Consider the following 24,716-nt stretch of genomic DNA (forward strand, 5'->3'; position numbering starts at 1 on the left):
AGTGTAACTGCAAAACCACTACGGTACGGTTACAGTCGCTGCGCGATAAGATGCGCCGCGCCCATGGCCACCGCGTCGTCTCCGAGCTTCGCGGGGACGACCTTTACAAACTTCAGCAGAAACGGCATGGTGTGAATCTTCAGCGCGCGCGTGACCTCTTCCATGTAGAGCGATTCCATGGCTTCGACGAGCCCGCCCCCTAGAACCAGGGCCTCCGGGCTGAAGATATTGACGAGGTTTGCGGCGGCGATGCCGGTATAGAACGCGGCCTTCCGGACGACGCCTTCCACCATTTTCTCGCCGGCGTCGATCGCTTTCGCGATGGCGCTGCTGCGAATGTTGGCGAGGTCCGTACCGCAGTTTTCGAGAATGTACGGCGCATCGCCGCGCGCTGCCAATGCCGCGATTTCCGATGCGATCGCCACGCGCGAAGCGAGCGCTTCAAGACAACCGCGCTTCCCGCAGCCGCAGTAGGGCCCGTCAACTTCCAGTGTCATATGTCCGACTTCGCCCGCGGAGCCCGATGCGCCATGGTACAACTTTCCGTTGACGATGATGCCGCCGCCGATGCCCGTGCCCGGAAACAGGCCGATGACGTCCTTGCAGTCTTTGACCTTTCCGAATACCCATTCGCCATACGTTCCCAGGTTCACGTCGTTGTCGACCGCGACCGGGACTTTGAATGCCTTCGCGAGAACTTCACCCAGTGGGAATTTTTTCCAACCGAGGTTTGGCGTGTCGATAATGATACCGGTCTTCGGATCGAGAGGACCCGGCGACCCTACCCCGATGCCGCGGACCGACTTGCCGCCGGAGTCGTCGATGGCTTCTCTAACCACGCGTTCGATTCGCGCCTCCGGGGACTCCTGCTTACTGGACTTGCTCTTCTTGCGGCAGCGGCCGACCACCGTGAACTTGTGGTCGAACACACAGGCCATCATCTTCGTCCCGCCGATGTCCAGTCCGACAATGTGATCCCCCGGCTTGAGCGGCTTTTTCATGCGTGTTCCCTCCCAAAACGGAGCATAACACGAAATCCTGTACCCGCAGGCTCTTTTTTAGTGTGCATTCCGTGAGTGCAAGTACGAGACAATTTCTTGACAGGTTCCGAAAACCTCCGATATGATCCCAACGAGGGTGGCGGCATAGCCAAGTTGGTAAGGCAGAGGCCTGCAAAGCCTTCATTCCCCGGTTCGAGTCCGGGTGCCGCCTCCATTTTTTCTCGGCTCGGAAGAGGGAACTAGTAGTAATGCCGCCCCTATCCGCGACGGAACGGGACCCCCGCGGGTCGGTACGGGCGAGTGGTGGAATGGCATACACGGCGGACTTAAAATCCGCTGCCCCAACGGGCTTGAGGGTTCGAGTCCCTCCTCGCCCACTTTTCCATTGCTTGAGCGGCAGTGAGATAGGGTTGTAGCGTGGCCAAAATTCTCATCGTCGACGACGACCCCACTACAAGTCAGGTTGTGTCGGAGCATTTGGGCCGCAACGGTCACGTTTGCACGGTACACCGGTCGGGCAAAAAGGTCGTGGAAACGCTCCAGTCCGACCGGCACGACCTCATTGTGCTTGACGTGATGCTGCCCCACGTATCGGGGTTCGAAATCTGCCGCCGTGTGCGCCGCGATCCCGATCTGTACACGACACCCATCCTCATCATGTCCGCCATGAGCAACGAGGAAGAAATCGTCCACGGATTGTCGCAGGGTGCGGACGACTTTGTCTCGAAACCGTTCGACATAACGAATTTTCTGCAGCGTATCGAGTCGCTGCTGCGAACGAGTTCGGCGGGAACGGCAATGGACGATTTAACGTCGCTGCCAAGCGCGGAGGCGACGAAACGGGAATTGCAGCGGCGCGTGAGCACGCGGGAAAACTTTTGCGTGGCGCACTGCGAGTTACTGAATCTGCGCGAGTTCGGGCGGAAGTACGGCAACGAAGGGCGCAATAAGGCGGTGCGCCATCTTGGCCGCGCGCTGGACCAGTGCGCACAGGAACTCGTGAAAGGTGTCGCGTACGTCGGGCACATGGGCGGCGGCCACTTTATGGTTATGATGCCCGGAAAACACATGCGCGCCTATTGCCCGTGGGTGCGCAAGGTTTGGGCTGCGCACCTTGGCAAGCTTTATCACGCCGTAACCGGCAACGAGCGGCCGCCGGATCTTGCCGCGGGCAAGGAAAAGGCGCTCGATGTGCTTTTTTGTGTGGCGAATTGCGACAACAAGGAAACGGTATCGCCGCAAAACCTCTTTGAATTGCTTTCCCGCCTTCGGTCCATGGCGCTGAATTCGAAGCAGGGCGGCGTGTTTGCCGATCGCCGCGGCCCCACCGCGTAACCCGTTACGCCACACTAGGCTTGCGCAGTGCTTGACTTGCCCGCGTGCGTTTCGTATTCTCTTACTTTGTGCGTGCCGAGGTAGCTCAGTTGGTAGAGCAGCGGACTGAAAATCCGCGTGTCGCCAGTTCGATTCTGGCCCTTGGCACCATTTTATAGGCTGGATTAGCTCAGTCGGTAGAGCGCATCACTCGTAATGATGAGGTCCGGGGTTCGATTCCCCGATCCAGCTCCACTGTTCAACTTAGTAGCAGCGTTGGGCGAACGGGACCAGGGGTTCTTCGCGGAAGGAATCGTGGCCGTAGCGGTCGGATGTGGACCGCACGGTTCCTGCGTTGGATTTCTTACTGCCGTCGTCTCGCAGGTGATGCCGCATTTATGGAAATCAAACAGTCGTTCAGCACCTCTGAAGTCGCCAAATACTGTCACGTCACTGCCGACACCATTCGCAAATGGGCCGAGGCCGGCAGGATCACCGTTTTCAAGACGCCGGGCGGGCACCGGCGCATTCGCAGGGAGGACCTCGTCCAATTCCTCCGCGAGAACAGCATCCCCGTTCATGGTGACTTGAATGCCGCCGGCGTCCGGATACTTCTCATCGATCCGGAGCGGACGGTCGCGCAGGTCGTGAAGCGGCTGTTGGAACGCGCACGCTCGCCATTCCACGTTGAAACGGCGTTTGACGCCTTCGATGCCGGGCGTTTGGTGGCGTCGTTTGCGCCCGATGTCATCTTCCTGGACCTCCGGCTTGGGGGCATCGATCCGCTTGAGGTGATTCGCCGGGTCAAGGACATCCCGGAGATTTCGGGCGCGCGCATCGTTGGCGTGGCCGCGGCGGAGGACAAGGAACTTGCGAACCGTGCGATCGAGCACGGAGCGGCTGCGACGTTGACCAAGCCGTTCACGCCGGACGATCTGCGGCGGGCACTGGCGAAAGTCGGGGTGGAAGTCAGCTAACCGTCTTATGCACAACGGATTGGGTCAGCGCGGGCAAAATGTCTAAATCTTGACTTGGCGATCCCCTTGTGCTAGACTTTCTTCAGCCTCTAAGCCAAAGGGGCCAAACGACAAACGCGAAAGGAGGACGTTGGTTATGTTTCTGTTGTGGCTTCTCTTGTGGCCGTTCCTGATTTTCTGGGTGCTCGTCGGTGGCGGTCTCAGCTTTCCGAATGGTATCGACGGTAACGGTTGGTAATAAGTTGACCCTCTGAGTTTTTTGACGATTACGACCTGTTGAGGCGGGCGTGGCAGAGCCATGGCCGCCTTTTTTTGTTTTTCTTACCCGAGCAATGCGAGCGGATGTATAACGGGGAGTCCTGTGCCTTCCGCGAGTTGAATCGCGCACACACTGCTCTCCGTGACGATAGCCTCGGCATTCGATGCATTGAACAAGGCAAATAGCGGCTTCCCCACAGTCATCGAGAGTTCGTAGCCCAGGGCGCCGCCCTTCAGGCCGAATGTGCCGCCCATGCCACAGCAGGTGCCGGTTTCCACCAGTTCAACCGTTGCACCACGTTTTCGCAGCCATTCCATCGCGCCGTGGCCCGATCCTAACGGGCGTTGATGACAGGAGACGTGAAAGGCATACCGCCTGCCGGACAAATGCGAAGACGCGGCGCCGGCTTCCGATTCGATCGTCAGTAGGTACTCGAAAATCTCGTGCGTCGCCGACGCGACTCTTTGCGACTTCCTGCTCTTTTGCAGCAATTTAGGATACGAGACCTTGAGCGCATACGCCGCGGTCGGTTCGGTTGCGACGATGTCGTAACCCTGCTCCGCATACGGCGCAAGCCGCGCGACGTTGTACGCGGCGGTCTCGCGGGCGCGATCGAGGTCGCCATACGCGATGTATGGGTAACCGCTCGAGCGTTGTTCCGGCACGATTACGTCGCAGCCGGCATCTTCCAGCGCGCTCACCGCGGCCATTCCGAGTTCGGGCGCGTTGTAGTTCGCGTAGACGTCGACGAAGAAGGCGACCTTGTGCTTGGCGTCACGCGTGGTGGATATGTGCCGGGCGAACCGTTTCATAAACGTGTCGCGCTTGAATTCCGGGAGCGCGCGCTTCGAGCAAATTCCGGAGACCCTTTCCATGATGCCGCGAACCGCTTTGCTCTTCATCACGACATTGGCGACGGGGGCGACGGCGCTGGCCAGCCTCGCCGCATTGTCCGCACCCATCATGACGCGATCGACGCGCGGGCGCCCGTGCGTTTTCGCGTCGCGGTGTTTGACCTCGGCGATCATCATCGGCATGTCGATCTGCGCGGGGCAGATCTCCTTGCACAGCCCGCAGGAGATGCACAAGGACGCAAAGTCGCCCGCCTTTTCGAGTCCGTGCACTTCGGCGGTCCACGGAATGCCAATTGGGCCGGGATAGATATAGCCAAACGTGTGGCCGCCCACGACGCCGTACGTGGGACAGACGTTCATGCACGCGCCGCAACGTATGCAGTTGAGCGATTCGCGCATAGCCGGATCGTCGCGCATCCGCGCGCGGCCGTTATCGAGAATTACGATGTGTGATTCGCGCGGCGCGCGGCCGTCGCCTTTGCCCAAGGGCGAACGCCCGGCCATCCAGGTGACGTACGTCGTTGGCAGTTGGCCTGACGCGCTGACGGGGTGCGCCAACACCATCAGCATCGCGTCCTCGACCGTCTCGACGATCTTTTCCATGCCCATCACGCAAACGTGGCAATCGCCGATGCTCGATACGAGGCGCGCATTGCCTTCGTTTGTCTCGATGACGATCGCGCCGTTCTCGGCGACGCCTATATTTGCGCCGGTCATGCCGATATCGGCTTCGAGAAAGATCGGGCGCAGGTACGCCTGAACCACTTTCATGATCGACGGGATGTCGCTGCTGACGGGTTTGCCGGTCGCCTTCGCGAAGATTTCCGCGACGTCCTCGGCCATTTTGTGTACGGAAGGAAACACGAGGTGGTAGGGCTTCTCGTTCACCAATTGAATGATCAACTCGCCCAAGTCGGTCTCGATAACTTTCAGACCCGCTTCAATCAAGGGATGATTGATCTCGATTTCCTCGGTTGTCAGCGATTTCGATTTCGCGACGGTCTTCGCGCCGCGGTCCTTCGCCAGACGCAGGACATAGTCGATCGCCGCCGCGCCGTCCTTCGCGAGGAACACATTCGCGCCGCGTTTGCGCGTGTTTTCGATGAAGCGATCGAGCAACTCCGGCTGCCGATCGATGCAGCGGTCCTTGGTTTTTTTTACTTCGTCCCGGAACGCAGCGCCACCCGGCAACAAAGCCAGCGCTTCCGCGCGCTTGTCGCGACCGCGCTGCATGCAGCGCATCAATGCTTGGCTGTGCTTGGGATGTTCGATGGACTCGCGAATGCGGGAGAAGAGTCGTTCGTAACGGGCCGTTGCCATGCTATACTCCGTGTTACGGAAGCGAACCGGGCACAAGCGCCCGCAACCCAAAGCATAATGCTATTCGCGTCCGCAACGCCATGAAGGAATTTCGCACTACGCTCGATGATCGCTCCGCCCGCAAAGTCACCCGCGCCGCCAAGCGCATGGGGGTGACAGTTCCGGAGTATCTTCGCAATCTGATCAAGCGGGCGCACACCGAGACAAAGAAGGAGCAGTTGGAACGGATCGACCGTGAAGGGTATCTCCGTTTCCCAGTCACGCCGGACGAGTTCCCGTTTGCGGAAAAAGATCGAGTATGGCCTGAGTGATCGAGCGAGGAAAAATTCGCTGGTACCGGTTTGACCCGCCGGATAAGAGACGACCCGTATTGGTTCTCACTCGCAACTCGGCAATTCCTTATCTCCATTCCGTAACCGTCGCTCCAATTACGTCTACCATTCGGGGGGTGCCTTCGGAAGTCGCGCTTGGGCCAGGCGATGGTATGACGAGCCCATGCGCAATTAATCTTCACAACCTACAGACCGTTCCTAAGCGAGAGATCGGAGCACGAATCACACAATTATCCGAGGCCAAGCTACAGGAAGTATTCACTTCAATTTCATTTGCTCTCGGATACTCCGACCAATTCGATTGAAGCATTGCACATTAATCCAGCACAACGATCGCGTGCGCGGACTCGGGGCCATGCACACCCAACGTCAGCTTTAGCTCAATATCTCCGGTCCGGCTGGGACCGGAAAGAAAGCTCACGACGCAATTTGCCGGGTTCGCTTCGAACAGTGCGCGGATGCGCGGCGCCGCTTCGTCGTACCGTTCGAGCAGGTCAGTTGCGCGCACGACGCCAATGTGGACTCGCGGCAACGCTGAAACCAGCCGCGTTGCGTCGTCTGTCGCGATCTCGACCAGGGTGCCGGTCTGCGCGATGCCGAACGCGATGCCCGTGACGCCGACTTGGGCTTGATCGATCAGACCCGGCAAAGCGCCGGAGTCAAACGGCTCTGTCAGCACCCGCACGTTCGGGCCAAGCGCCCCCGCAATTGCGCTCGACATGCCGTCCACCAGGTTCGCCAGCGCCACGCACGTTGCGCCTCGCTCTTCGACTATCGCATGCACGAGACCCGGGACGTCGTCCGCCGACCGCGCGACGTGCGCCACCCCCGCAACCCGTTGGTACGCCGTTGTGAACCGTTCGACCACGGCCGGACTGAACTCCATATGTTCCCCCGCTAACCCTCACCCATCGGACTTCGACGATCGCGAAGCACAACGCCGAAAACCGAATGGCATCGGGTACAACGCCCACGCGCCATTCTCTATACTTGCTGTCACGTTGGCAAATCACCGCGGAGGTCCGGCATCCGTGCGATTGTTGCGCAGCATTGTTCGAGTCACGGTTGCCGTAGTCATCGTTCTCTTTACAATTGCCATCGTATATCAATACGGACGGACCATCTGGGTGCCGGCATATCTCAAACTCATGGGCAAGCGCACGGTCGCAGACGTCGTCAAACAATACGGCCCAGCCGCACGGGAACGGCTGCGCTCGCGGTTTGACGCCGCTGATTGCCTGTTCCCGCCGGCACGGATTGCTTTACTCGCGTTCAAGGATTCGCGGCGCGTTGAACTCTACGCCGAAAACGACGGACGGTGGTCGTTCATTCGCGACTACCCCATTGTCGCCGCGAGCGGTAACGCTGGCCCAAAACTGCGCGAGGGAGACCGACAAGTCCCAGAAGGCATCTACGCGATCGACGGACTTAACCCGAACAGCGCATTTCACCTGTCCATGAAGGTCAACTACCCCAACGAATTCGATCGCGCCATGGCCGGCGCCGACGGCCGGACCGATCTCGGCGGCGATATCTTCATCCACGGACGCGACGCGTCCATCGGCTGCCTCGCCATGGGCGACGCAGCCATCGAGGAACTGTTCACCCTCGCCGCTGAAGTTGGCATCGAGAATTCTCGTGTTGTCATCGCTCCAACGGACCTTCGGACACAAACGCCCGAGCGCTATGACGCGCAGCCGGTCTGGCTTCCCGAACTCTACGCGAACGTGCGCGCCGAACTTCAGCGGTACCCGCCGGCTGCTCCCATTCATCTGGTTACCGACTCCTGACTCCTATCATCCGCTTCCAGTCTCCCGACTCCAACGCCCTACTTATTAGCCCATCGTGTTGCACTCGGAACGGGGAAATGTCATCCACGGACCACATGGATCTCACGGATCGGTTCGAGGAACCGGATGTAGTGAGGGGGGTGTAACGAAGTGAATTTGACGATACAAGGGGGTGATTTGCTTGACGAAGTTGGCGAACAATTGCGAACTTCAATAAATATTCTGTGCGGTTTGGCGTATTGGTCAGTTCTGATCGCGTTTTGGATCTGCTCGGGGATGCGTTCATGATATTCATGTTCGGTACGCTGCTCCTTTGGTGTAATGCTTCGCGCAATGGGAGACTTGGTTGGCTCAGAGCCGCAGTTCCGCGATGGGTTCGTGCACGTCATTCATTTCTACGCGCGACGTGTTGCACTCGGGACGGGAAAACGGCAACTGCGAATCACGCGGATCACACGGTTCGGTTTGAGGAATGGCTTTGCGGCGACGGCGCGAGGCGATGGATGCGATTTCGGGAACGAGGGGTAATTGATTGACAAAGCGTTCTTCAAGTTTATTTGAGACAGCACGTTACGCAATTGGGAGGGAATTCAGAGGGAATTCAGGGAATTCAGACCACGAATTAAGTTCATATCAACCGCTCGTCGCCGTTCCCCGTAGCGTCGCTGTGTGGAGGCAGCTTGGGCCCACATCGCCAACCCGTAGCGTTCGGTATACCGTCGGAGAAAGCGCAGGTACGCGCGGCGGTCGTCGTCGGAGTAACACACGTCCGCGCAGGGGTTGCCCCGTTTCGTGACATGATGGGCAAACCCCAGCACCACAACGCGTGCGACTCGGCTCACGAGCGTAAAGATACCTTGCGTCAGCCAGAGTGAGCAACGTAATTCGTAGTCCCTGAATTACCCCTGTTCGCGGAGTACTCGTTGCGATGCATGGCTTCAGCCAAACGAATGCAGATTCATGGACCGAATGGACGGGATATACGAGATGGACGGCAGCCAGGACGAACGCCGACAATCGACTCTTGAAAAGTTCTGCTTTGGTCTACCAAGGACTCGGGTCGCCGCCATATGCGACGTGTTCAAACGAAGCCAAATATTCGATTACGATTACGAGTCGTCATGAACAGAGTTTTGCCAGAGATTATGAAAATTTGAGCGGTGCGCTTTCAGCGCGCGGTGATAGGGGCGTGGACATTTTCCAGGGGCGATGCCCCTGGCTAGGGTTGCGTTGCGCCTTCGGCGCGCGGGACAATTTGTGCATTTTCGGATTAGCACGATTACGAGCATGAGTACGAGCATGAGCATGAGCACGAGCACGAAGCACGAGCACGAGCACGAGTACGATTACGAGCACGAGCATGAGTACGAGCACGAGTACGATTACGATTACGAGCACGAAGCACGAGCACGGGCGCGAAGCACGAGCACGAGCACGGGCGCGAAGCACGAGCACGAGCACGGGCGCGAAGCACGAGCACGAGCACGAGTACGAGCACGATTACGAGTACGAGCACGAGCACGAGCACGGCAAATAGTGCGGATTTCAAAGTCACGACACTAGTGGAGGTACTCTGTCATGGAGTGGGATTGGTTGCGCAGTCCGAGTGGGGCGATGCGAAAGATACAGCATCGGATCGAGCAGGAGGCGGCGCTCGCGGACTACGAGGCGTGGTGGGAACGCGAGGGGAAGGGAATTAGCGCGGCGCACGACCGGGCCGGGACGCCGTGGTTGCGGATGTTCGACGTGTTTGGCAAGCGCATCGACGAGGTGCAGTGCGCGCCGGAATACTGGACGATGCTCCGGCGAGGGTACAAGGCCGGAGTCGTGTGGCGCGCGTTCAAGGAACAGTCGCTCAGGTCGTCGTTTCGGATTGGATATATCTGTTCCTACTTCGATCCAGGATTGTTTTGTCCGTACACCGTGTCATTGTCGACCCTGTTGCCGTTGTCGAAGTATGGCGCGGAGGATGTAAGGGCGCGGTTCATCCCGAACTTGCTGCGCGAGGACGAGACGGTGTGGCAGGGCGCGACGTGGATGACGGAGTCAGGTGGCGGATCGGACCTGGGTACGTACGTCGAAACGGTCGCGCGGCGCGACGGGGATCGGTGGCTGCTGACGGGCGACAAGTACTTCACAAGCAACGCAATTGCGGACGTGGCGGTGGTGGCGGCGCGGCCCGAGGGAGCGGCAAAGGGAGTGCGCGGGCTCGCGCTTTACCTCGTCCCCAAACGCCGCGAGGACGGGGAACTCAACTATGGCATTCGCCGGATCAAGGACAAGATTGCGACGCGCTCGGTGTTCACCGGCGAGGTCGAGTTGCGCGACAGCGAGGCGTATCTGTTGGGTAATCCCGAACACGGCATATATCACATTCTCGAAGTGCTGAACTGTTCGCGCGTGTGCAACGCCATCGGCAGCGCGGCGCTCATGCAGCGGGCATTGGCGGACGCGATCGCGTTTGCGAACCGGCGCGTGGCGTTCGGGAAACCGATTGGAGAGCAACCGCTGATGCGCCAGCAGATACGCGAACGCGTCGCGGAATGGGAAACGGCACATGCGCTGGCGTGGGAGTCGGTGCTGTTGTTCGACGAGGTGTGGAAGGAGACGCCACCCTATTCGGACCGGTTCCATTTGTTTCGTATCGTCGTGCACCTTGCGAAATATTGGACGGCGGAGTTGGCGGTGCGGACGGCGAAGTGGTGCATGGAAGTGCATGGGGGCATGGGCACGCTGGCGGAGTTTGGCGTGGAGCGGTGGTTGCGCGAGGCGATGATACTCGCGATTTGGGAGGGCCCGCCACACCGGCAGATTCTAGACGGCATCGAAGCGATGGAACGCAAAGGGGCGCACCGATTGTTGTTCGAGCACCTCGCGCCGGGTGCGGAAGCAGGCGAGTTGGGGGACATGGTCCGGCGGATCGAAGCGCATTTGACGGTGGCGGAGGACGAACGCGAGGCGCGGGCAGAAGCAGTCTTTCGCGATCTGGCGGTGTTCGCGGGGAACGCACTGGCGAGGAAGCAGAGGAATCTCAAATCTCAGATTTGAGATTTCAGACGGGAGAGGACATCGGGAGTTGGGAGCTGGGGAGGCAATTGATCTGGGCGAGATGGATCACGCGAAAGAGTTTCGCAGCTTCTCGACCGCCGGAGGGATGCGGTGCTCGTCGTGACGTCGATGTACGTCGGCGCTGCGCAATTTCGATCGGAATGAACGAGTAACGCAGTTCGAGGATTTACGTAGCTACCGGTGCGGGCGTCGTTCGGTATCGAAGGCAAATACTCGATTACGATTCGGTACAGATCGACTACGAGATTGGTTGCGGCGGCGACAGAGATGGCAATTGCCGAAAAGCACGTGATAATGGAGTGCGGCAGGGCACGAGGTCTTCGACGCTGCCGCTTTTGTCACCGGCGCGGTCGATGTCCTTCGCGCTCACAAAGCGGAGCTTTTCAAGAGTGCGTTCCCAACTGGAAAGTTGGGAACGAGAGAGAGAGAATGGAAAGTTGGGAACGAGAGAGAGAATGGAAAGTTGGGAACGAGAGAAATTGGTTGAATGAATCGTCTTCATTTTCGCTTGTCCGCTTTGCCAATCTTGGCTTTGATGAAGACATCCACCAAGTCCGGCGCGAAGTGTTTGCCGGATTCGCTTTTGATGTGGTCGAGGGCTTGGGTGACGGAGTGGACATTTTGGCGGTAATGGCGGACGGCGGTCATGGCGCAGAACACGTCGACGATGCGAATGATGTGGGCCAGACGCGGGATTTTCTTACCTTCGAGTCCGTCGGGGTAGCCGGTGCCGTCCCAGCATTCGTGATGGTAGCGCACGATGGGTTCGATATCCTTGAGCGATGGAATTGTTTTCACGATCCCGCCGCCGAGGTGGGTGTGCTTGCGAATGAGGTCCCATTCGTCGTGGGTGAGGATGGTGTATTTGAGGAGTACGCTGTTTGGGACGCGGATTTTTCCAATGTCACGAAGGAGCGCGCCCCGTTCGAGCGTGCGCTGATCTTTCGCACTCAATTTGAGGGCCTTGCCGAAGCGGCGGGCGTGGTCCATGACGCGGATGGACGAGCCGATCGCGAGTTCTTCGCGGGCGTCAATTGCCTCGGCCAATAAGAGCAACATATTGTCGGGTGTATTCGGCATTGGTCCTCCTCGCTTGCCCGCGGTGCAACGGAGTGGTCATAGTATCAGGAGGTACGGACGGCGGCAAACGAGTTGTAGAGATCGGATGGGAGTAATGATAGTTTTGGGAGCGATGGGAGATGCGGGGATTGGCGACTGAAGCTATTGCTGAGATTACTTCGCCGAGCAATCGCGTGCGTAATCGTGTGCGACCGGCGAGGGGAGGCTTCACGCTGGTCGAGTTGCTGGTCGTGGTCGCGATCATCGCCATCCTCGCGGGGATACTGCTTCCCGCGTTGGCGCGCGCGCGCGAGGCAACGCGCTGCATCAGTTGCGTAAACAACATGAAGCAGTTGGGCATCGTGTTCAAGATGTATGGCGGCGAGGCGCGCGGCTCGTTTCCGCCGTCGTCTCCGTATGGGAGTGTGCGCGGCGACGGACGGTCGTCGCCGTTATTCGAGTCGCCGCGCGCGGCGGCCATCTATCCCGACTACTTAACCGATTTGCGCGTGGCGCAGTGTCCTTCCGACAGCGGCGGGGACCCCGCGTGGGCCAGCGTGTTGCAGCGTGTGCCCGGTACGGGCGATTTCAAAACGTGGCAAGACGCGGCGATTGCGGCGAACGATACGACCTCGCTCGATTACTTCCTTTGCGCGGAGCTTGCGCGGTCGTATCACTACAAAGGGTACGTGGCGACGTCGCCCGCGGAGTATTACGGCGTGTGGGGCGCGAAGGCCAGCAACCCGATACTTGCGACGGTCACGATTCTGGGCGTCGGCAACGTCCGCGTGAAGGACTATTCGGAAGACTTGTCGGTCACTTCGCCGATTTGGCCGCCGTGGGTTCCCGCGCCGCCGTTGGCGAAGGGCACGGCGGGGGGCGATGCCGTGCGCGTGCTGCGGGAGGGCGTCGAACGGTTCACGATTACGGACATCAACAGCCCGGCGGGCAGCGCGGCGGCGCAGAGCGAGATTCCGGTGATGTGGGACACGTTTGGTGCGGCGAGTTTTGCGGATTCCGGCGACGCCCAGGTCGTTTTCAATCATCTGCCCGGCGGGTCGAACGTGTTGTATATGGATGGGCACGTGGAGTACGTGAAGTATCCGGGAGCGTTCCCGGTCGTGAACGACGAGCAAGTGCTAAAAGAGAACAGCCATCACGGATTGGGATAACAGCGGAAGGCGCGGGCTGTTGGCTAGCGCTGCGATTTTGGAACCGTAAAGTACGTTTTCTTCCGGCCGGTCGACGACTTCGACTTCGATCCGCCCTTCCCGCTCAAGTAGGACCCGGGGTTCTTGCCCCGGCCGCTGGTCGAATTTGACGAATTGTTCACCGCATCGTGGTTGCGCGCGGACGTGCGCGGCGCGGTCGTCGATGGGTAGTAGGTGCGGGGTTGCTGCTTTGCTTTCTTGGCCAGCTCGGCGTAGGTGTTGGGAGTGAGGGCCTTGCTGGCTGTGGTGCCCGCCGCGTCGAGGGTCTTGCCAGCGGCATTGTTCGCGGTGCCGATGACGTTGCCCAGCAGATTGTTCAACGCGCCGACGGTCCCGCAGCCTTGAAATGCCACCGCGGATGCAGCGACGGAAATCCCAATAATCGTAGACCGGCCCCAGCGCATGAATCGTCTCCACTCGTGTGTCGAGTACGATACGCGATATGGGGATTCACGTCAAGAATATACGGTCCGCCCGGCGAACGGGTTCCGCCCCTCGACCGCGGAACTTTGCAGGCGGCGTAGCGCTCCTGATTCAATAGGCGGTTTGCCGGAAGGAGTGCTCCCGATGCTGAAACGACCCGAGGCCATATTATTCGACATGGGCGGGGTGCTGTTGGAGTCCGTTGACATGTGGACGGATGCGGGGTTCGAGAAGTCGTATCCGAATGGACTCCCAAACGGCGCGTCGCCGGAATGGTTCATGGGGATGTCGCGGGACATCCTGGCCCGGTATGAGCGGTTGCCGGCCCCACGCCCGGCGATGGACTTGCGGCCGATCATTGCCGAATGGCTGCCGAAGGCGGGGATGGACGCAAGCGCCGAGACGGTCGAGGACTGGTACGGCGTGCTGGGGTGGTGGGAAGTGCGGCCGCTGTATCCGTTCGTACGCGAGGCGCTCAAGAGAATCAACGATATGGGCTACCGGATAGGACTGATCTCGAATACCTTGTTGACGAGCCAGTATCACCGGGACCTGTTTCGCGCTGGGGGCATTTTCGACCTGTTCGAGTTCATGGTCTTCTCGGCGGAGTTTGGCGCGAACAAGCCTGACCCGAGAATATTTCGCCACGCGCTGGACGCGATGAAGCTGGATGCGTCGTGCGCGTGGTACGTGGGCGACAAGCCGCACCGGGACGTGTGCGGCGCGCATGGCGTGGGGATGACGGCGGTACTTGTCGACGGACCGTACGAGCACCGTATGAGCGACAGCCCGGCACATGAGCCGGACGTGAGGGTGCGGGACATCAGCGAGTTGCCGGAGTTGCTGGTGAAATTCTGAAGCGGGCCGCGCGGATTACACAGCCGCATTATCGAGTTTGCGATCGTAATCGACTGCTCGATAACAACTGCGAGTACGATGTCGAGTACGAGCAATAGTTGAATCGATCGGCGAATCCTGATGGCCTGGAGCGGTTTAAGAAACCTCAGGTATGTCCCGTAGGTTTCGGTGCAAATCGAGTGTGCGACTACGATTACGAGCACGAGCACGAGCACGATTACGAGCACGAGCACGAAAATGCAGCTACGTAATTTCTCAAATCACTTTAGCGTCCCGCACGCGCGAGGCGCACGACGAAGCAGGCACCGCGGTCGGGGCGGTTCGAGTAGGAGACGGAGCCGCCGTGGGCCGTGACGATGCGGTGGGCAATGGTGAGGCCGAGGCCGGTTCCGCCTTCCTTGGTGGTGAAGAAGGGGGCGAAGAGGTCCTCGCCGGGCCGGAGATGGATGCCGGGGCCGTTGTCGGCGATTTCGAAGACTGTAGTTTCGCCTTCCTCATATGCGTCGAGCACGACACGGCCCCCCTTGGGCGCGGCGTCGATGGCGTTGTTGACGATGTTCGAGAGGGCCTGCGCGAAGCGGTAAAGGTCCGCGCGCATGGGGTGCATGTGCGAGCCGGACTGGTTCTCGATGGTGACGCCGTTGTTTTCGGCGCGTCGCCGGCAGAGCTGAATCGTGCGGTCGATGATGTCCGCGGGCGAGCAGGTGCCGAGCTGCAACTCGAAGGGTCTGGCAAACCCGAGGAATTGGGAAATGGACCGTTCGATTTCGCGGGTTTCGCGGAGGATGGTTTCCGCGGCCTCTCGGCGCGCGTCGCCGGCCTCGAGTTTGCGTATGAGGAGTTCGGCAAGGCCGCTGATGACGCTAACGGGATTGCGCAGTTCGTGGACGACGCCAGCGGTGAGTTCGCCGAGGGCGGCGAGTTGACGGTTGAGTTCCGCGCTGCGTTCGAGGCGCAGGCGCTCCGTCATGTCCGTGAACAGCACGATGACGCCGTCAAACGCACCTTGGCCGCGATGGAGCGAGGCGGACAGACCGATTTGCTTTACGATGCCGCCGGGACAGGAGAGGGTGATTTCATGCCGCGAGACGGCGCGACCGCTGCGCATAATTTCGGCGAGGAGCGCCGCGAGCGGTTCGGCGTGTTGAATATCCTTCAAGTTTGATCCCGGGCGAATCGCGTCCACGCTCACGCCGAGGAATTCGGACGCGGCGGGATTCAACGTAATGATCGTGGCGTCGCGATCGACGGCGATGACCCCGCTGGCGAGGCCCTGAATGATCTCCGCGTTGAGGTCGTGCATGTAGAAGTATACCCCTGTCGTGGAATTCCCCGCGGAAGTGTGTCAGATTCGCGCGCGGATTTCACCGGCGAGCCGTGCGAATTCGTCGAGACTCATGGTTTGCGGGCGGCGCGCGGGATCGATGCCTGCCGCGGAGAAAGCGGCCTCGACGGCGGCCCTGTCCGCGCCGAACGCGCCGGTTTTTGTGAGCGAATTGCGCAGGGTTTTGCGGCGCTGCGAGAACGCGGCGCGAACGACCTTCATGACGAACTTGGGTTCGACGCTGTCGAACCGCGGCGCCTTGTGCAGGATGCTGCGGACGATGCAACTGTCAACGTTCGGTTGCGGGCGGAAGCAGGTGCGCGGTACGAAGTGGACCGTTGTCGTTTCACCATAAAGTGCGGCGGCGATCGACAGTACGCCGTATTCCGAGTCGTTGACGGGCGCGGTCATGCGTTGCGCGACCTCCTGCTGCACCATCATGACGAGGCGCTCGAAGCGTATCGGCGCTTCCCAAAAGTGAAAGAGAACGGGGGTCGTGATGTAGTAAGGAAGATTGGAAATCATCTTGTACGACGCGCCGTTGGGCAGGTATTCCTCGACGAGTTTCGCGAGGCTGTGGTTGAGCACGTCGCCGCGAAAGAGTGTGACGTTCGGCGTGCCGCGGAACTGGTCCTCGAGGACGGGCATGAACGCGCGGTCGATTTCGATCGCCAGGACGCGCCTGGCGCGTTCCGCGAGGTTCGCGGTCAACGCTCCAAGGCCCGCGCCGACTTCAATCACATCGTCGTCGGACGAAAGCGCCGCGGCGTCGACCATGATGCGGTTGATGTTGTCGTCAAGCAGAAGGTTTTGGCCGAGCGACTTCTTAAACGAGATGCCGTATCGCTGGACGAGATCGCGGAGCGCCATCCTAGTCGGTCTCGGCGGCGCGAAACGTATCGATAATCATATCGCCATATTCTATCAGGGCGGGCGCGTGACGGCCAATGCGGCGCTTTCACCACTTCAGTTGATAGCAGGCGCCTGCCTCGATCTTGAATCTCTCGATGGAATGGATCTGTGTTGCGCCGTCTTCCGCGTACAGATCGACGGCGCCGACGTCATCCTTGAGATCGGTTGGGAGCCGGATTATCTGCCGGTCCGGGCCGAGTGCGCCGAGGGTTTCGTGGGACCGTCCGTGCGAGTCGGCGTACACGATTCGTTTTTGCAGCCATCGCGCGAAGATTCGATTGCGGTTCAGTTCCGGTACGGCGCCCGCCCCATATAAGAACCCGAGGACCCTGTTATTCTGCGTGACCCAACACACGGCGACGATAAAGCGATCGGCTTCGTTGCGACGATCGGCGAGGACGCGCTCGGGCGCGAACGATTTACCGTCGGCGGACAGGGTGTACCAGAGTTGGCCCGTGTTCTGGTGCAGCGCCATCAGATAGTGCGGACCGGATGCGGTATCGAGGCGCTTTACGTCGTTCACGTAATGGCTCGTATCCAGAATTGCTCCTTCAAATGCGAAGCGCTTCTCACCGGCATTTGTGGCGCGAAAGAGTTTGCCGCGCTCATCGAAATTGTTGAAGTAGAGCCACAAGGCATTGCCGTCTCGCAGGATTACGTTCATGCCGTTAATGTCCGCGCCGGCAAAACCGTCGTAACCTTCGATCACGACGAGGTCGTCGAACGTCGCGGCGTGGGGCGCGGGGGAGCCGTTCCACACTGCGCCATCCGTGCTCGTGAAGTAGGCGGGCTTATTGAGATTATTCGCGGCTGGATACGCGGTACACATCATCTCGAAACTGCCGACGGCATTGCGGAGCGCGTTTACATTGCAGACGTGGACGAACGCGCCGTGCTCGATGACGGTATCGCGCGGGCCGAAATCGATGAAGTCCCTTGTGGTCGTCGAGTAGATGCGGTCATTGGGCGTATGGACTCCGTCCCACGCTCCGTAGAACACGCGCCAACCGCCGGGCGTTTCTACGGCGGACGGCGCGTAAATATTGCGGAACGCGCCGGATTGGCGCGGCGACAAGAGGGGTTCTCGGACATCCGGGACGAAGTGCAAGGCGCCCGCTTCCCACGCGGCAGCGTCGAATTCGCCCGCGGCGACGCCGTGAATTTCGACGCAGCCGGTGTCCGCCTGACCGGGAATGCGGAGCAACTCGGGTGCGGCGAATATTGACAGAAGGGCGAGCAGAAGCATGGCGATCCCCCAGGTCACGCAGTAAAGGGCGAAAAGGACCGAACGGACCTCAACGACCCAAAGAAGTTAAACGACCCCGAAAACCTGAACGACACTGTACGCTTTTCAAGCCCCGGTCTTGGGAGATTGTAGCGGTTCGGCGCATTCGTTTCGCCAATTTCTTGTTGCTTTGACGGTTATCCGGGGCGTTGTTATCATCGTAGTTTGCCTGGGACTGGATTCTACATGCAGCAACTCATTGTCGAACAGCAGGGCCTTGCGCCGATTACCGTACCGTTGTTGGATTCCGTGCTCATGGTGGGCCGTGCGGAAGACAACAACGTGATGCTTGTCGTTGACGAAGTGTCGCGCCACCATGCGAAGTTCCAGCGGCGTGGGGAAAACGTCGTGCTGGTCGACCTGAACAGTACGAACGGCACGTATGTGAACCGGCAGCGAATCGTCGAACGGGTGCTTGCGCACGAAGACGAGATTTGGCTGGGGAGCAAATGCCGCATCATCTACCGCACCGACGCGCCCGATCCGGCGCCGCACGAAGGTTCGCGCGAATCCGCCGTCGTGCAGGACCTTCAGCGCATCCGACAGGAGATGGAATCGGTCGAGCGCAGCATGACTCTTATTGGAAAGTCAGGCGCAACACCGGCGCCGCGCGCGGGCGGCAAGCCCGCCGGCACGTCGGACCAAGATTTTTTGCGCATGACCAAGGCGTTCCGGCGGCTGTCGGCGTTGTATCAGGCGAGCAAATTGATTGCGTCGGATTTCGATTTGAACAAACGGTTGTCGGCGGTACTCGACACAGCGATCGACGCGCTGGGCGCGCAGCGCGGGTTCATCATGATGAAGGACGAGGCGACGAGCGGCCTAAAGGTCAGCGTCGCGCGGCAGATGGGGCAGGACCTGCAGGCGAGTAGCCCGAGCATGGGCATCGCGGGGCGCGCGGCGATTGACGGAGAACCGGTGCTGATGGCGGACCGCGACAGCGATGCGCAATTGGGCGGCCGTGAGAGCATCATTCGCCAACAGATTCGAAGCGCGATGTGCGTGCCGTTGCAGGTGGAAGATCGCATCCTCGGCGCAATCTATGTCGATACGCGCAGCCACGAGGTGGCGTTTACGCAGGAAGACCTCGAGTTGTTCCTGTCGCTCGCTGCGCAGTCGGCGATGGCGATTGACAACGTGCGGCTATACGAAAGCATGCTCGAATCCGAGAAGAAGCGGGCGAACCTGGGCCGTTTTTTGTCGCCGAGCATTGTCGAGCAAATCATGAAGGATGACACCGCGCTCGCGCTGGGCGGCAACAAGCAGACCGTAACGACGATGTTCTGCGACGTGCGCGGGTTTACGCCGATCGCGGAGCGCATTCCGCCGCACGATCTCGTGGACATGCTCAATGAGCACTTCACCGCGATGACGTCGATCATCTTCGGCTTGGAAGGAACGCTCGACAAGTACATTGGCGACGAGATCATGGCGGTATTTGGATCCCCCATGTCGAAGGGCGAGGACGCCTTGCGCTGCGTGAAGGCGGCGCTGTTCATGCAGGCGAAGAACGACGAGTTGAACGAGAAGCGCGCGGCGGTGGGTAAGCCGCTGTTCGAGCTTGGCATCGGCGTGGCGACGGGCGAGGCGGTCGCCGGATACATGGGGTCGCCGGACCGAATGGAATTTACGGTGATTGGCGACAGGGTCAACACCGCGCGGCGGCTTTGTTCCATTGCAGAGCCGGGACAGGTGATCGTGAGCCAATCAACGTACGAAGAAGTGAAGGAATTTGTGAACGCGCGACCAATTGGGACAGTTGTGTTGAAAGGCAAGGAAGAGCCGGTTCACGCGTACGAGGTGGAGTCGCTTCAGGCGGCCGCGGTTGGTTAGAGCACTTCGGGAATTTGCGCAGCTACAGGCGCGGGCACAACGCAGTCTCGAAGCCAAAATGCTTGATTACGATTACGAGTCGTCATGAACAGCGTTCCACCTTAGATTGTGAAAACTTGAGCGGAGCGCTTTCAGGGGTTGGCCGGTATGGACCGTCCGGCGCGGAGGCCGGACGCTACAAACTCGAAGCCAGATACTCCATTACGATTACGAAGGACGATTACGAGATTGACTGTGGCGGCCGCATGATAGGTGTATTTTTCGTCGCTCGGTCAGGCACGCGCGGCGTTTCACGCGCGTTATCCGATGATCAGCAGCTTGACGATTATCCCGATGACGATCAGGGAGCACAGCACGAGGCCAATCTGCGGACCGCGAAGCGCGAGTGGGCTGATTTCGGGCGCGGCGGTGTCCGGGGCGGCGCCGGGATCGACTGGGGTGGGGTCAGGCAGCTTCAGGCTCTCGTCCAATTCGAGGGCCCACGTACGTGCCTGGTTCGCCCGTTCAACCTCGACTTTAGGGTAGCGCTCCTTATTAATCACTACACTGTCGGCATCGAGACGGCGCTTGATGGCGCTGTCGGCGGAGGCACGGCCGACGGGGATGATATCGACGTTGGCGCGCCGTTCCGAATCGCGATCGCCGGGGTTCTTCCCGGGTTTGTAGTAGATGCGCAATTGCAGCGGGTCCGCGGTTGTGTCCACAATGTACGCGAAGTAGGAGTCGCCGCCGGCTTTGGGCTGAACTTCATACACGTTGTCGCCCGATTGATCGGCCTGCGCCAAGACCGGCATAAGTAGGACTATGACGAACACGGACATATGTACGTTTCCAAGGCGATTGCGCAGGCATGGTATCGCACCGGCCGGCTCGCGGCAAGGTTTGGCCGGGCGGCGGACGGACACGCTGTAATGGCCGACTGGTTCCCCCCTCTCATTTGCGCGGCCATCGGCACGGCAGTGGTGATCGTGCTGACCATGCGCGCGCGGGCCAACGAATCGAAGACCACTACGCGCGGCGTCTACGCGACGAATACCATTCAGCAGCAGTGCAACGTTTGCCAAAAACAGATGGTCATCCCACCGGATGACCTGGTACCGCTGCAATCGGTCGAGATGGCGCTGTGTGTGCGCGCCGTGCCGGCGCTCAATGGCCGAAAGCTTGCGGAGTATACCTGTCCGTATTGCGAGGCGGTGCATTGCTTCACCGTGGACACCCGCTCGCCGGAATGGGTGGGGGCCAACTTGTACTCGCCGCAGGCGAAGGGCACGCGTTGTCTCAATTGCAGTAAGCCGCTTCGGGTAGCGCCGTGGGGCGAGGGGGCGTACGATAAGCGGCTGGCCGAGGCGCCCTTGCAGCCAGACTACGGATTGGTGTGTTCCAAGTGCAACGCGGTTGTTTGTGTGCAATGCACCGTTGATGCGACGCGCAACCGGACCAAGGACGGAACGTACATTTGTCCGCGCTGCTTTCGTCCGGGCGTGGACCGTACGTATCATCCGATTTGAAACATCTCCGGTGGGGAACTTCCTCCGGGTTGGCGGGTATTAGCCGGAGAGGGAACGTGTTTCCGAGGGTCTGCACCATGAGATACGTGCGGTTTGGCCTGGTGTGTATCGCGTGTGCGATGGCGGTTTCCTGCGCGACACAGGCGAAAAACAAGGCGGAGCCCGCCGGCCCCGTGGAGGAGCCCGCGAAGGCCGGTAAGCTGCCTCCGCTCAATCCCAACGAGGTGTATCGCCCGGGCGAACCGGCGGAGAAGCCTGCGGGAAAACCGGCCAAGTCCAAGAACGTGCGTGTCACAATTGGGCCCGAGGCCGCGACCTTGGGCGATGTCATTCGATCCATGGGAACGCAGACGGGCGGGAACATCGTGCTGATGAATGGTGTCGAGAGCCGGGTTGTGCGCGATCTCCAAATCAAGCGGCGTCCAATCCGCGATGCCGCCACCACCGTCGCGGCGCACGGCGGTTTGGCGATGGAGGAACACCCGCAGTATTACTTCCTGTTTCCGGAAGGGTACGAGCAACTCCTGAACGTGACGTTGTCCGGTCGGCTGGACGAACGGTACCGCGACATGAAGACCGACGCCGTGTTCGGATCGGGATTGCCGTTGTGTTCGGTGTTCATGTGGATGGGATACGCGCTGCGCGTGTCGATAGTCGCGGACAATTCGATCGGGGACGCGCGGTGCGGCGAACTTGCCCTGGCGCAGGCGCCGCTGGAAACGGCGATCGAGGCGATCCTGAAGTCGGCGCGCGTCGCCGCGGTGCAGGCGGAAAGTACCCCGGAGTTCATTTTCCTGTCGACGCCCGCGAACACAAACCCTGCGTCAGCGCTGCTTGACGAGGCATCGCTCGGCGACAAGCACAGGGCGGTCCTGGATCGAAAGGTGACGTTGGCGTTGCCATATCCGTTGCGCACGGGGCAGCGGATGGAGTTGCCGTTGAATCCATCGCGGCTGGTCGACGTATTGCCGGCGCTGACGGAGCAATTGGGCGTGCGGGTCGTCGCCGAGAAGGGACTCGAGCAGTTTCCCGTGAACCCGTGTTATCTTCGCGAGGTTTCCGTGAAGACCGCGATGGACCTGTTGATTCGGCAGTGGCTCGAACCGAACTACGGCTACCAGGTCCTCGATGATCGCATCGTCGTTCGGTCACGATAGCTTTGCACCGTTGACGCCGCCGCACCCCGCGATTACACTTGCGTCATGTCGTCCGACACGATGATCCTGCTGCCCGCATTCAACGAAGAAGCGAACGTTGCGCGCGTGGTCGGCAGGGTGAAGGATGCCGTGCCGGAGGCGACGGTAGTCGTGGTGGACGATGGTTCGCGGGACAAGACCGGCGAACGGGCCCTCGACGCGGGCGCGACGGTATTGACGTTGCCCTACAATCTTGGTTACGGCGTGGCGCTGCAGACGGGCTACAAATACGCGCTGCGCATGGGGCATTCCTACCTCGTTCAACTCGATGCGGACGGTCAACACGATCCGCAGTGCATACCGCGATTACTGGATTACGTGCGTGGCGGCGGAAGCAATCTGTGTATCGGATCGCGTTTTCTCGAAGGCGGCACGTACGCGGTGCCGTTTGCGCGGCGGGCGGGTATGTACGTGTTTCGACGCGTGGCATCGGTGCTGCTGGGGCAGACGATTACCGATCCGACCAGCGGATTTCAGGCGATGGACCGGCGCGTCATCGCGTTGTACTGTCACGATTCGTATCCCGTGGATTATCCCGATGTTGACGTGATCGTGATGCTGCATCGCCACGGAATTCGCATCGCCGAGTTGCCGGTCACGATGTTCCCCGGCGGAGGGAAGTCGATGCACGCTGGGTTGCGGCCGGTGTATTACTTGTTTCGGATGGGCCTGGATATACCGCTGAACCTGATTCGGCGCGGGGACGGCACATAGGGGCGCAGCGACATGGATATACGTCAGAAAGTACTTGCGGCCGCGTTCGGGTTGACGTTGCTCGTAACGATTCTCGAATTGGTGCGCAGACGCAAACTGCGCGTCGAGTATTCGTGGCTATGGATATTGGCCGGCGTTGCGATTGTCGTGATCGGTTTGAACTATCCCTTGCTCGAGTGGATTACGCAATTCATTGGGGCTGGTTGGACGTCGTCGACGTTATTCTTCTTCGGGATATTCTTCGTGCTCGCGTTGTCGTTGCAGTTCAGCGTGAAGATTTCGCGGTTGGAGACCGAGGTAAAGAACCTTGCGCAGGAGTTGGCGTTGCGCGAGCCGAAGGCGCCACGGTAGCGGGGCGGATTGGGTAAACGACCAGACAGTCGACCGGATCTGAATGACCGGACTAGCGGGAGCGCGGCCGGCGGGGAGTGTTCTATTTGATCCGTTCGAGCGCTTTTGTCGCGAGGCTTGCCAGGACCGGGTTTTCCGCGGCGCGCTCGTAGTGTTCCTTCGCGGCGGCGGGGTCGTTCATGGATTGCGCATAGGCGTCGCCGATCTTGATATCGAGGAACGCGACCGCGAATGGCGACGTGCACCGCTCCCGCGCGGCCCGATAGGCTGCGATAACGCCCGCCGGCGTGGCGGCGTCGACGCCAATTTCCTTCGCAATTGTCGACGCCATTTCCTTCGCCACGAGATCGCCGAGGGCATACTGTTCCGTGCCCAGATACTTGGCGTACTCGGTCGCCACGTTTTCCAACGCGGCGAAGGTGTTGACGCGGTCGCGCTTTGCAACGTCGAATGCCTGGAGCGACGCGAAATCGACTTTCTTGGCCTCGACGAGGAGTTCGCGCAATTCGATCGCTCGGGCGCGGCGGTCGGCGTGGTTTTCGAGCGATGGATAATAGTCCGCGAACAGCGTCGAGCAGGCTTCGTAGGCTTCGGCGTATCGATTGAGGTTGAAGGCGCACTCGGTCAGGAGCCACTGCGCCTCGCCGGCATGGGTATCGCGGGGTTGTCGATTGAGGGCCTGGCGCAGCACTTCGTACGCAGTCCGGGTGTCGTGCTTCGCCAACAGGGTGTTCGCCTCAGCCAGGGCCTGTGAGACCAAGGTGTTTGGAGCGCCCGAGCGGGCCACGAGACCTACTCCGGAATCGCTTGGCTGGTTGTCCGAATACCACGCCGCGACAGCAATCGCGACGACCAACACGGCCGCAGCGCCGACAAACGCCAGTCGATACGCGCCACGCCGCGCAGGCGCATCGAGCCGTTCGTGCAAGAGCGGCAGGAGATTCGGGATTCGGTCAACCGGCGCCGCGGGGACGCCCTTCACGAATGCGCGAAACGCTACCAACTCCGAGGCCAGCGCGGCATCGGATTCGAGTGCACGGTCCAACTCACGCTGCTCGGATTCGTCCAGCGGTTCGTAAAGAGATTTCGCTGCCAATCCCTGAATTCGATCTCGTTTCCAGTGAAA

23 protein-coding genes, 4 tRNA genes and 1 pseudogene are annotated in these 24,716 nt (G+C 60.2%); 18 read left to right on the top strand and 10 right to left on the bottom strand.

The window, feature by feature from the left end; all coding sequences use genetic code 11:
* Positions 1-29: 29 nt before the first annotated feature.
* The gene (locus HUU46_18000) at positions 30-1,001 is read right to left on the bottom strand and encodes an ROK family protein (protein ID NUM55546.1); all 972 of its coding nucleotides are present in this window, start codon (positions 999-1,001) and stop codon (positions 30-32) included.
* Between the two features lie 138 nt (positions 1,002-1,139).
* On the opposite strand from HUU46_18000, the gene HUU46_18005 reads away from it, so the two are divergent.
* The 6 genes from HUU46_18005 (at position 1,140) to HUU46_18030 (ending at position 3,292) form a co-directional block, all read left to right on the top strand.
* Positions 1,140-1,215: transfer RNA gene (locus HUU46_18005), tRNA-Cys, on the top strand.
* Positions 1,216-1,295: 80 nt separating this feature from the next.
* Positions 1,296-1,378, top strand: a tRNA-Leu gene (locus HUU46_18010).
* A 40-nt stretch (positions 1,379-1,418) separates the two neighbouring features.
* Positions 1,419-2,336: a response regulator gene (locus tag HUU46_18015; protein NUM55547.1), complete on the top strand. Its 918-nt coding sequence runs from the start codon at positions 1,419-1,421 to the stop codon at positions 2,334-2,336.
* 74 nt (positions 2,337-2,410) lie between these two features.
* A tRNA-Phe gene (locus HUU46_18020) sits at positions 2,411-2,486 on the top strand.
* 8 nt (positions 2,487-2,494) lie between these two features.
* Positions 2,495-2,570 (top strand) — tRNA-Thr (locus tag HUU46_18025).
* Between the two features lie 143 nt (positions 2,571-2,713).
* The gene (locus tag HUU46_18030; protein ID NUM55548.1) at positions 2,714-3,292 is read left to right on the top strand and encodes a response regulator; all 579 of its coding nucleotides are present in this window, start codon (positions 2,714-2,716) and stop codon (positions 3,290-3,292) included.
* A 321-nt stretch (positions 3,293-3,613) separates the two neighbouring features.
* Here HUU46_18030 and HUU46_18035 read toward each other — a convergent pair whose 3' ends face one another.
* Positions 3,614-5,725, bottom strand: a complete 2,112-nt coding sequence (locus HUU46_18035) for an LUD domain-containing protein (protein ID NUM55549.1) — start codon at positions 5,723-5,725, stop codon at positions 3,614-3,616.
* Positions 5,726-5,805: 80 nt separating this feature from the next.
* On the opposite strand from HUU46_18035, the gene HUU46_18040 reads away from it, so the two are divergent.
* Both HUU46_18040 and HUU46_18045 read left to right on the top strand, forming a co-directional pair.
* On the top strand, positions 5,806-6,036 hold the full coding sequence (locus tag HUU46_18040) for a hypothetical protein (GenBank protein NUM55550.1): 231 nt from the start codon (positions 5,806-5,808) through the stop codon (positions 6,034-6,036).
* Positions 6,036-6,362 carry a type II toxin-antitoxin system PemK/MazF family toxin gene (locus tag HUU46_18045; GenBank protein NUM55551.1) on the top strand — a complete coding sequence of 109 codons (327 nt, stop codon included), beginning with the start codon at positions 6,036-6,038 and terminating at the stop codon, positions 6,360-6,362. The genes HUU46_18040 and HUU46_18045 overlap by 1 nt, the downstream gene beginning before the upstream one ends.
* A gap of 11 nt (positions 6,363-6,373) precedes the next feature.
* On the opposite strand, the gene HUU46_18050 is transcribed toward HUU46_18045, so the two are convergent.
* On the bottom strand, positions 6,374-6,943 hold the full coding sequence (locus tag HUU46_18050) for a lactate utilization protein (protein ID NUM55552.1): 570 nt from the start codon (positions 6,941-6,943) through the stop codon (positions 6,374-6,376).
* Positions 6,944-7,205: 262 nt separating this feature from the next.
* Here HUU46_18050 and HUU46_18055 point away from each other — a divergent pair, with 262 nt between their 5' ends.
* The 3 genes from HUU46_18055 to HUU46_18065 all read left to right on the top strand — a co-directional run bounded on the left by HUU46_18055 (position 7,206) and on the right by HUU46_18065 (position 10,895).
* Positions 7,206-7,847: a L,D-transpeptidase family protein gene (locus HUU46_18055; protein ID NUM55553.1), complete on the top strand. Its 642-nt coding sequence runs from the start codon at positions 7,206-7,208 to the stop codon at positions 7,845-7,847.
* Positions 7,848-9,207: 1,360 nt separating this feature from the next.
* On the top strand, positions 9,208-9,384 hold the full coding sequence (locus tag HUU46_18060; GenBank protein ID NUM55554.1) for a hypothetical protein: 177 nt from the start codon (positions 9,208-9,210) through the stop codon (positions 9,382-9,384).
* Positions 9,385-9,461: 77 nt separating this feature from the next.
* The gene (locus tag HUU46_18065) at positions 9,462-10,895 is read left to right on the top strand and encodes an acyl-CoA dehydrogenase family protein (protein ID NUM55555.1); all 1,434 of its coding nucleotides are present in this window, start codon (positions 9,462-9,464) and stop codon (positions 10,893-10,895) included.
* Between the two features lie 519 nt (positions 10,896-11,414).
* Here the strand turns inward: HUU46_18065 and HUU46_18070 are convergent.
* Positions 11,415-11,996 (bottom strand): HD domain-containing protein, encoded by a 582-nt coding sequence (locus tag HUU46_18070; protein NUM55556.1) that lies wholly within the window; start codon positions 11,994-11,996, stop codon positions 11,415-11,417.
* 119 nt (positions 11,997-12,115) lie between these two features.
* Here HUU46_18070 and HUU46_18075 point away from each other — a divergent pair.
* A pseudogene (locus HUU46_18075) lies at positions 12,116-12,352 on the top strand (prepilin-type N-terminal cleavage/methylation domain-containing protein).
* Positions 12,353-13,170: 818 nt separating this feature from the next.
* Here HUU46_18075 and HUU46_18080 read toward each other — a convergent pair.
* Positions 13,171-13,590 (bottom strand): hypothetical protein, encoded by a 420-nt coding sequence (locus HUU46_18080; protein NUM55557.1) that lies wholly within the window; start codon positions 13,588-13,590, stop codon positions 13,171-13,173.
* Between the two features lie 163 nt (positions 13,591-13,753).
* On the opposite strand from HUU46_18080, the gene HUU46_18085 reads away from it, so the two are divergent.
* Positions 13,754-14,467: an HAD family hydrolase gene (locus HUU46_18085; GenBank protein ID NUM55558.1), complete on the top strand. Its 714-nt coding sequence runs from the start codon at positions 13,754-13,756 to the stop codon at positions 14,465-14,467.
* 265 nt (positions 14,468-14,732) lie between these two features.
* On the opposite strand, the gene HUU46_18090 is transcribed toward HUU46_18085, so the two are convergent.
* The 3 genes from HUU46_18090 to HUU46_18100 form a co-directional block, all read right to left on the bottom strand.
* A complete protein-coding gene (locus HUU46_18090; GenBank protein ID NUM55559.1) occupies positions 14,733-15,770 on the bottom strand; it encodes a PAS domain-containing protein in 1,038 nt (345 codons plus the stop codon).
* Positions 15,771-15,812: 42 nt separating this feature from the next.
* Positions 15,813-16,661, bottom strand: coding sequence for a 16S rRNA (adenine(1518)-N(6)/adenine(1519)-N(6))-dimethyltransferase RsmA (rsmA, locus tag HUU46_18095; GenBank protein ID NUM55560.1), 849 nt, complete (start codon positions 16,659-16,661; stop codon positions 15,813-15,815).
* A gap of 88 nt (positions 16,662-16,749) precedes the next feature.
* On the bottom strand, positions 16,750-17,949 hold the full coding sequence (locus tag HUU46_18100) for a hypothetical protein (protein ID NUM55561.1): 1,200 nt from the start codon (positions 17,947-17,949) through the stop codon (positions 16,750-16,752).
* Positions 17,950-18,174: 225 nt separating this feature from the next.
* Between HUU46_18100 and HUU46_18105 the strand changes: the two genes are divergently transcribed.
* Entirely contained in the window at positions 18,175-19,821 is a 1,647-nt protein-coding gene (locus tag HUU46_18105) for a GAF domain-containing protein (GenBank protein ID NUM55562.1), read from the top strand.
* 299 nt (positions 19,822-20,120) lie between these two features.
* On the opposite strand, the gene HUU46_18110 is transcribed toward HUU46_18105, so the two are convergent.
* The gene (locus tag HUU46_18110) at positions 20,121-20,642 is read right to left on the bottom strand and encodes a hypothetical protein (protein NUM55563.1); all 522 of its coding nucleotides are present in this window, start codon (positions 20,640-20,642) and stop codon (positions 20,121-20,123) included.
* On the opposite strand from HUU46_18110, the gene HUU46_18115 reads away from it, so the two are divergent.
* The 4 genes from HUU46_18115 to HUU46_18130 all read left to right on the top strand — a co-directional run bounded on the left by HUU46_18115 (position 20,643) and on the right by HUU46_18130 (position 23,590).
* Positions 20,643-21,329 carry a hypothetical protein gene (locus HUU46_18115; GenBank protein ID NUM55564.1) on the top strand — a complete coding sequence of 229 codons (687 nt, stop codon included), beginning with the start codon at positions 20,643-20,645 and terminating at the stop codon, positions 21,327-21,329.
* Positions 21,330-21,406: 77 nt separating this feature from the next.
* Positions 21,407-22,486, top strand: a complete 1,080-nt coding sequence (locus HUU46_18120; protein NUM55565.1) for a hypothetical protein — start codon at positions 21,407-21,409, stop codon at positions 22,484-22,486.
* Positions 22,487-22,531: 45 nt separating this feature from the next.
* Positions 22,532-23,239, top strand: a complete 708-nt coding sequence (locus HUU46_18125; protein NUM55566.1) for a glycosyltransferase family 2 protein — start codon at positions 22,532-22,534, stop codon at positions 23,237-23,239.
* A gap of 12 nt (positions 23,240-23,251) precedes the next feature.
* A complete protein-coding gene (locus tag HUU46_18130; GenBank protein NUM55567.1) occupies positions 23,252-23,590 on the top strand; it encodes a DUF2304 domain-containing protein in 339 nt (112 codons plus the stop codon).
* A gap of 82 nt (positions 23,591-23,672) precedes the next feature.
* Here HUU46_18130 and HUU46_18135 read toward each other — a convergent pair whose 3' ends face one another.
* Positions 23,673-24,686 (bottom strand): hypothetical protein, encoded by a 1,014-nt coding sequence (locus tag HUU46_18135; GenBank protein NUM55568.1) that lies wholly within the window; start codon positions 24,684-24,686, stop codon positions 23,673-23,675.
* Between the last annotated feature and the right edge of the window lie 30 nt (positions 24,687-24,716).

The sequence above is a fragment of the Candidatus Hydrogenedentota bacterium genome (assembly GCA_013359265.1).
Lineage (GTDB): Bacteria > Hydrogenedentota > Hydrogenedentia > Hydrogenedentales > SLHB01 > JABWCD01.

Bases quoted from the DNA above. Each gene is read 5' to 3' on its own strand.
- HUU46_18070 (NUM55556.1), bottom strand. From the start codon at position 11,996: ATGCCGAATACACCCGACAATATGTTGCTCTTATTGGCCGAGGCAATT.
- HUU46_18120 (NUM55565.1), top strand. From the start codon at position 21,407: ATGAGATACGTGCGGTTTGGCCTGGTGTGTATCGCGTGTGCGATGGCG.
- HUU46_18055 (NUM55553.1), top strand. From the start codon at position 7,206: ATGGGCAAGCGCACGGTCGCAGACGTCGTCAAACAATACGGCCCAGCC.
- HUU46_18060 (NUM55554.1), top strand. From the start codon at position 9,208: ATGAGTACGAGCACGAGTACGATTACGATTACGAGCACGAAGCACGAG.
- HUU46_18105 (NUM55562.1), top strand. From the start codon at position 18,175: ATGCAGCAACTCATTGTCGAACAGCAGGGCCTTGCGCCGATTACCGTA.
- HUU46_18035 (NUM55549.1), bottom strand. From the start codon at position 5,725: ATGGCAACGGCCCGTTACGAACGACTCTTCTCCCGCATTCGCGAGTCC.
- HUU46_18030 (NUM55548.1), top strand. From the start codon at position 2,714: ATGGAAATCAAACAGTCGTTCAGCACCTCTGAAGTCGCCAAATACTGT.
- HUU46_18080 (NUM55557.1), bottom strand. From the start codon at position 13,590: ATGCGCTGGGGCCGGTCTACGATTATTGGGATTTCCGTCGCTGCATCC.
- HUU46_18000 (NUM55546.1), bottom strand. From the start codon at position 1,001: ATGAAAAAGCCGCTCAAGCCGGGGGATCACATTGTCGGACTGGACATC.
- HUU46_18050 (NUM55552.1), bottom strand. From the start codon at position 6,943: ATGGAGTTCAGTCCGGCCGTGGTCGAACGGTTCACAACGGCGTACCAA.
- HUU46_18115 (NUM55564.1), top strand. From the start codon at position 20,643: ATGTACGTTTCCAAGGCGATTGCGCAGGCATGGTATCGCACCGGCCGG.
- HUU46_18100 (NUM55561.1), bottom strand. From the start codon at position 17,949: ATGCTTCTGCTCGCCCTTCTGTCAATATTCGCCGCACCCGAGTTGCTC.
- rsmA (NUM55560.1), bottom strand. From the start codon at position 16,661: ATGGCGCTCCGCGATCTCGTCCAGCGATACGGCATCTCGTTTAAGAAG.
- HUU46_18040 (NUM55550.1), top strand. From the start codon at position 5,806: ATGAAGGAATTTCGCACTACGCTCGATGATCGCTCCGCCCGCAAAGTC.
- HUU46_18065 (NUM55555.1), top strand. From the start codon at position 9,462: ATGCGAAAGATACAGCATCGGATCGAGCAGGAGGCGGCGCTCGCGGAC.
- HUU46_18125 (NUM55566.1), top strand. From the start codon at position 22,532: ATGTCGTCCGACACGATGATCCTGCTGCCCGCATTCAACGAAGAAGCG.
- HUU46_18085 (NUM55558.1), top strand. From the start codon at position 13,754: ATGCTGAAACGACCCGAGGCCATATTATTCGACATGGGCGGGGTGCTG.
- HUU46_18130 (NUM55567.1), top strand. From the start codon at position 23,252: ATGGATATACGTCAGAAAGTACTTGCGGCCGCGTTCGGGTTGACGTTG.
- HUU46_18090 (NUM55559.1), bottom strand. From the start codon at position 15,770: ATGCACGACCTCAACGCGGAGATCATTCAGGGCCTCGCCAGCGGGGTC.
- HUU46_18110 (NUM55563.1), bottom strand. From the start codon at position 20,642: ATGTCCGTGTTCGTCATAGTCCTACTTATGCCGGTCTTGGCGCAGGCC.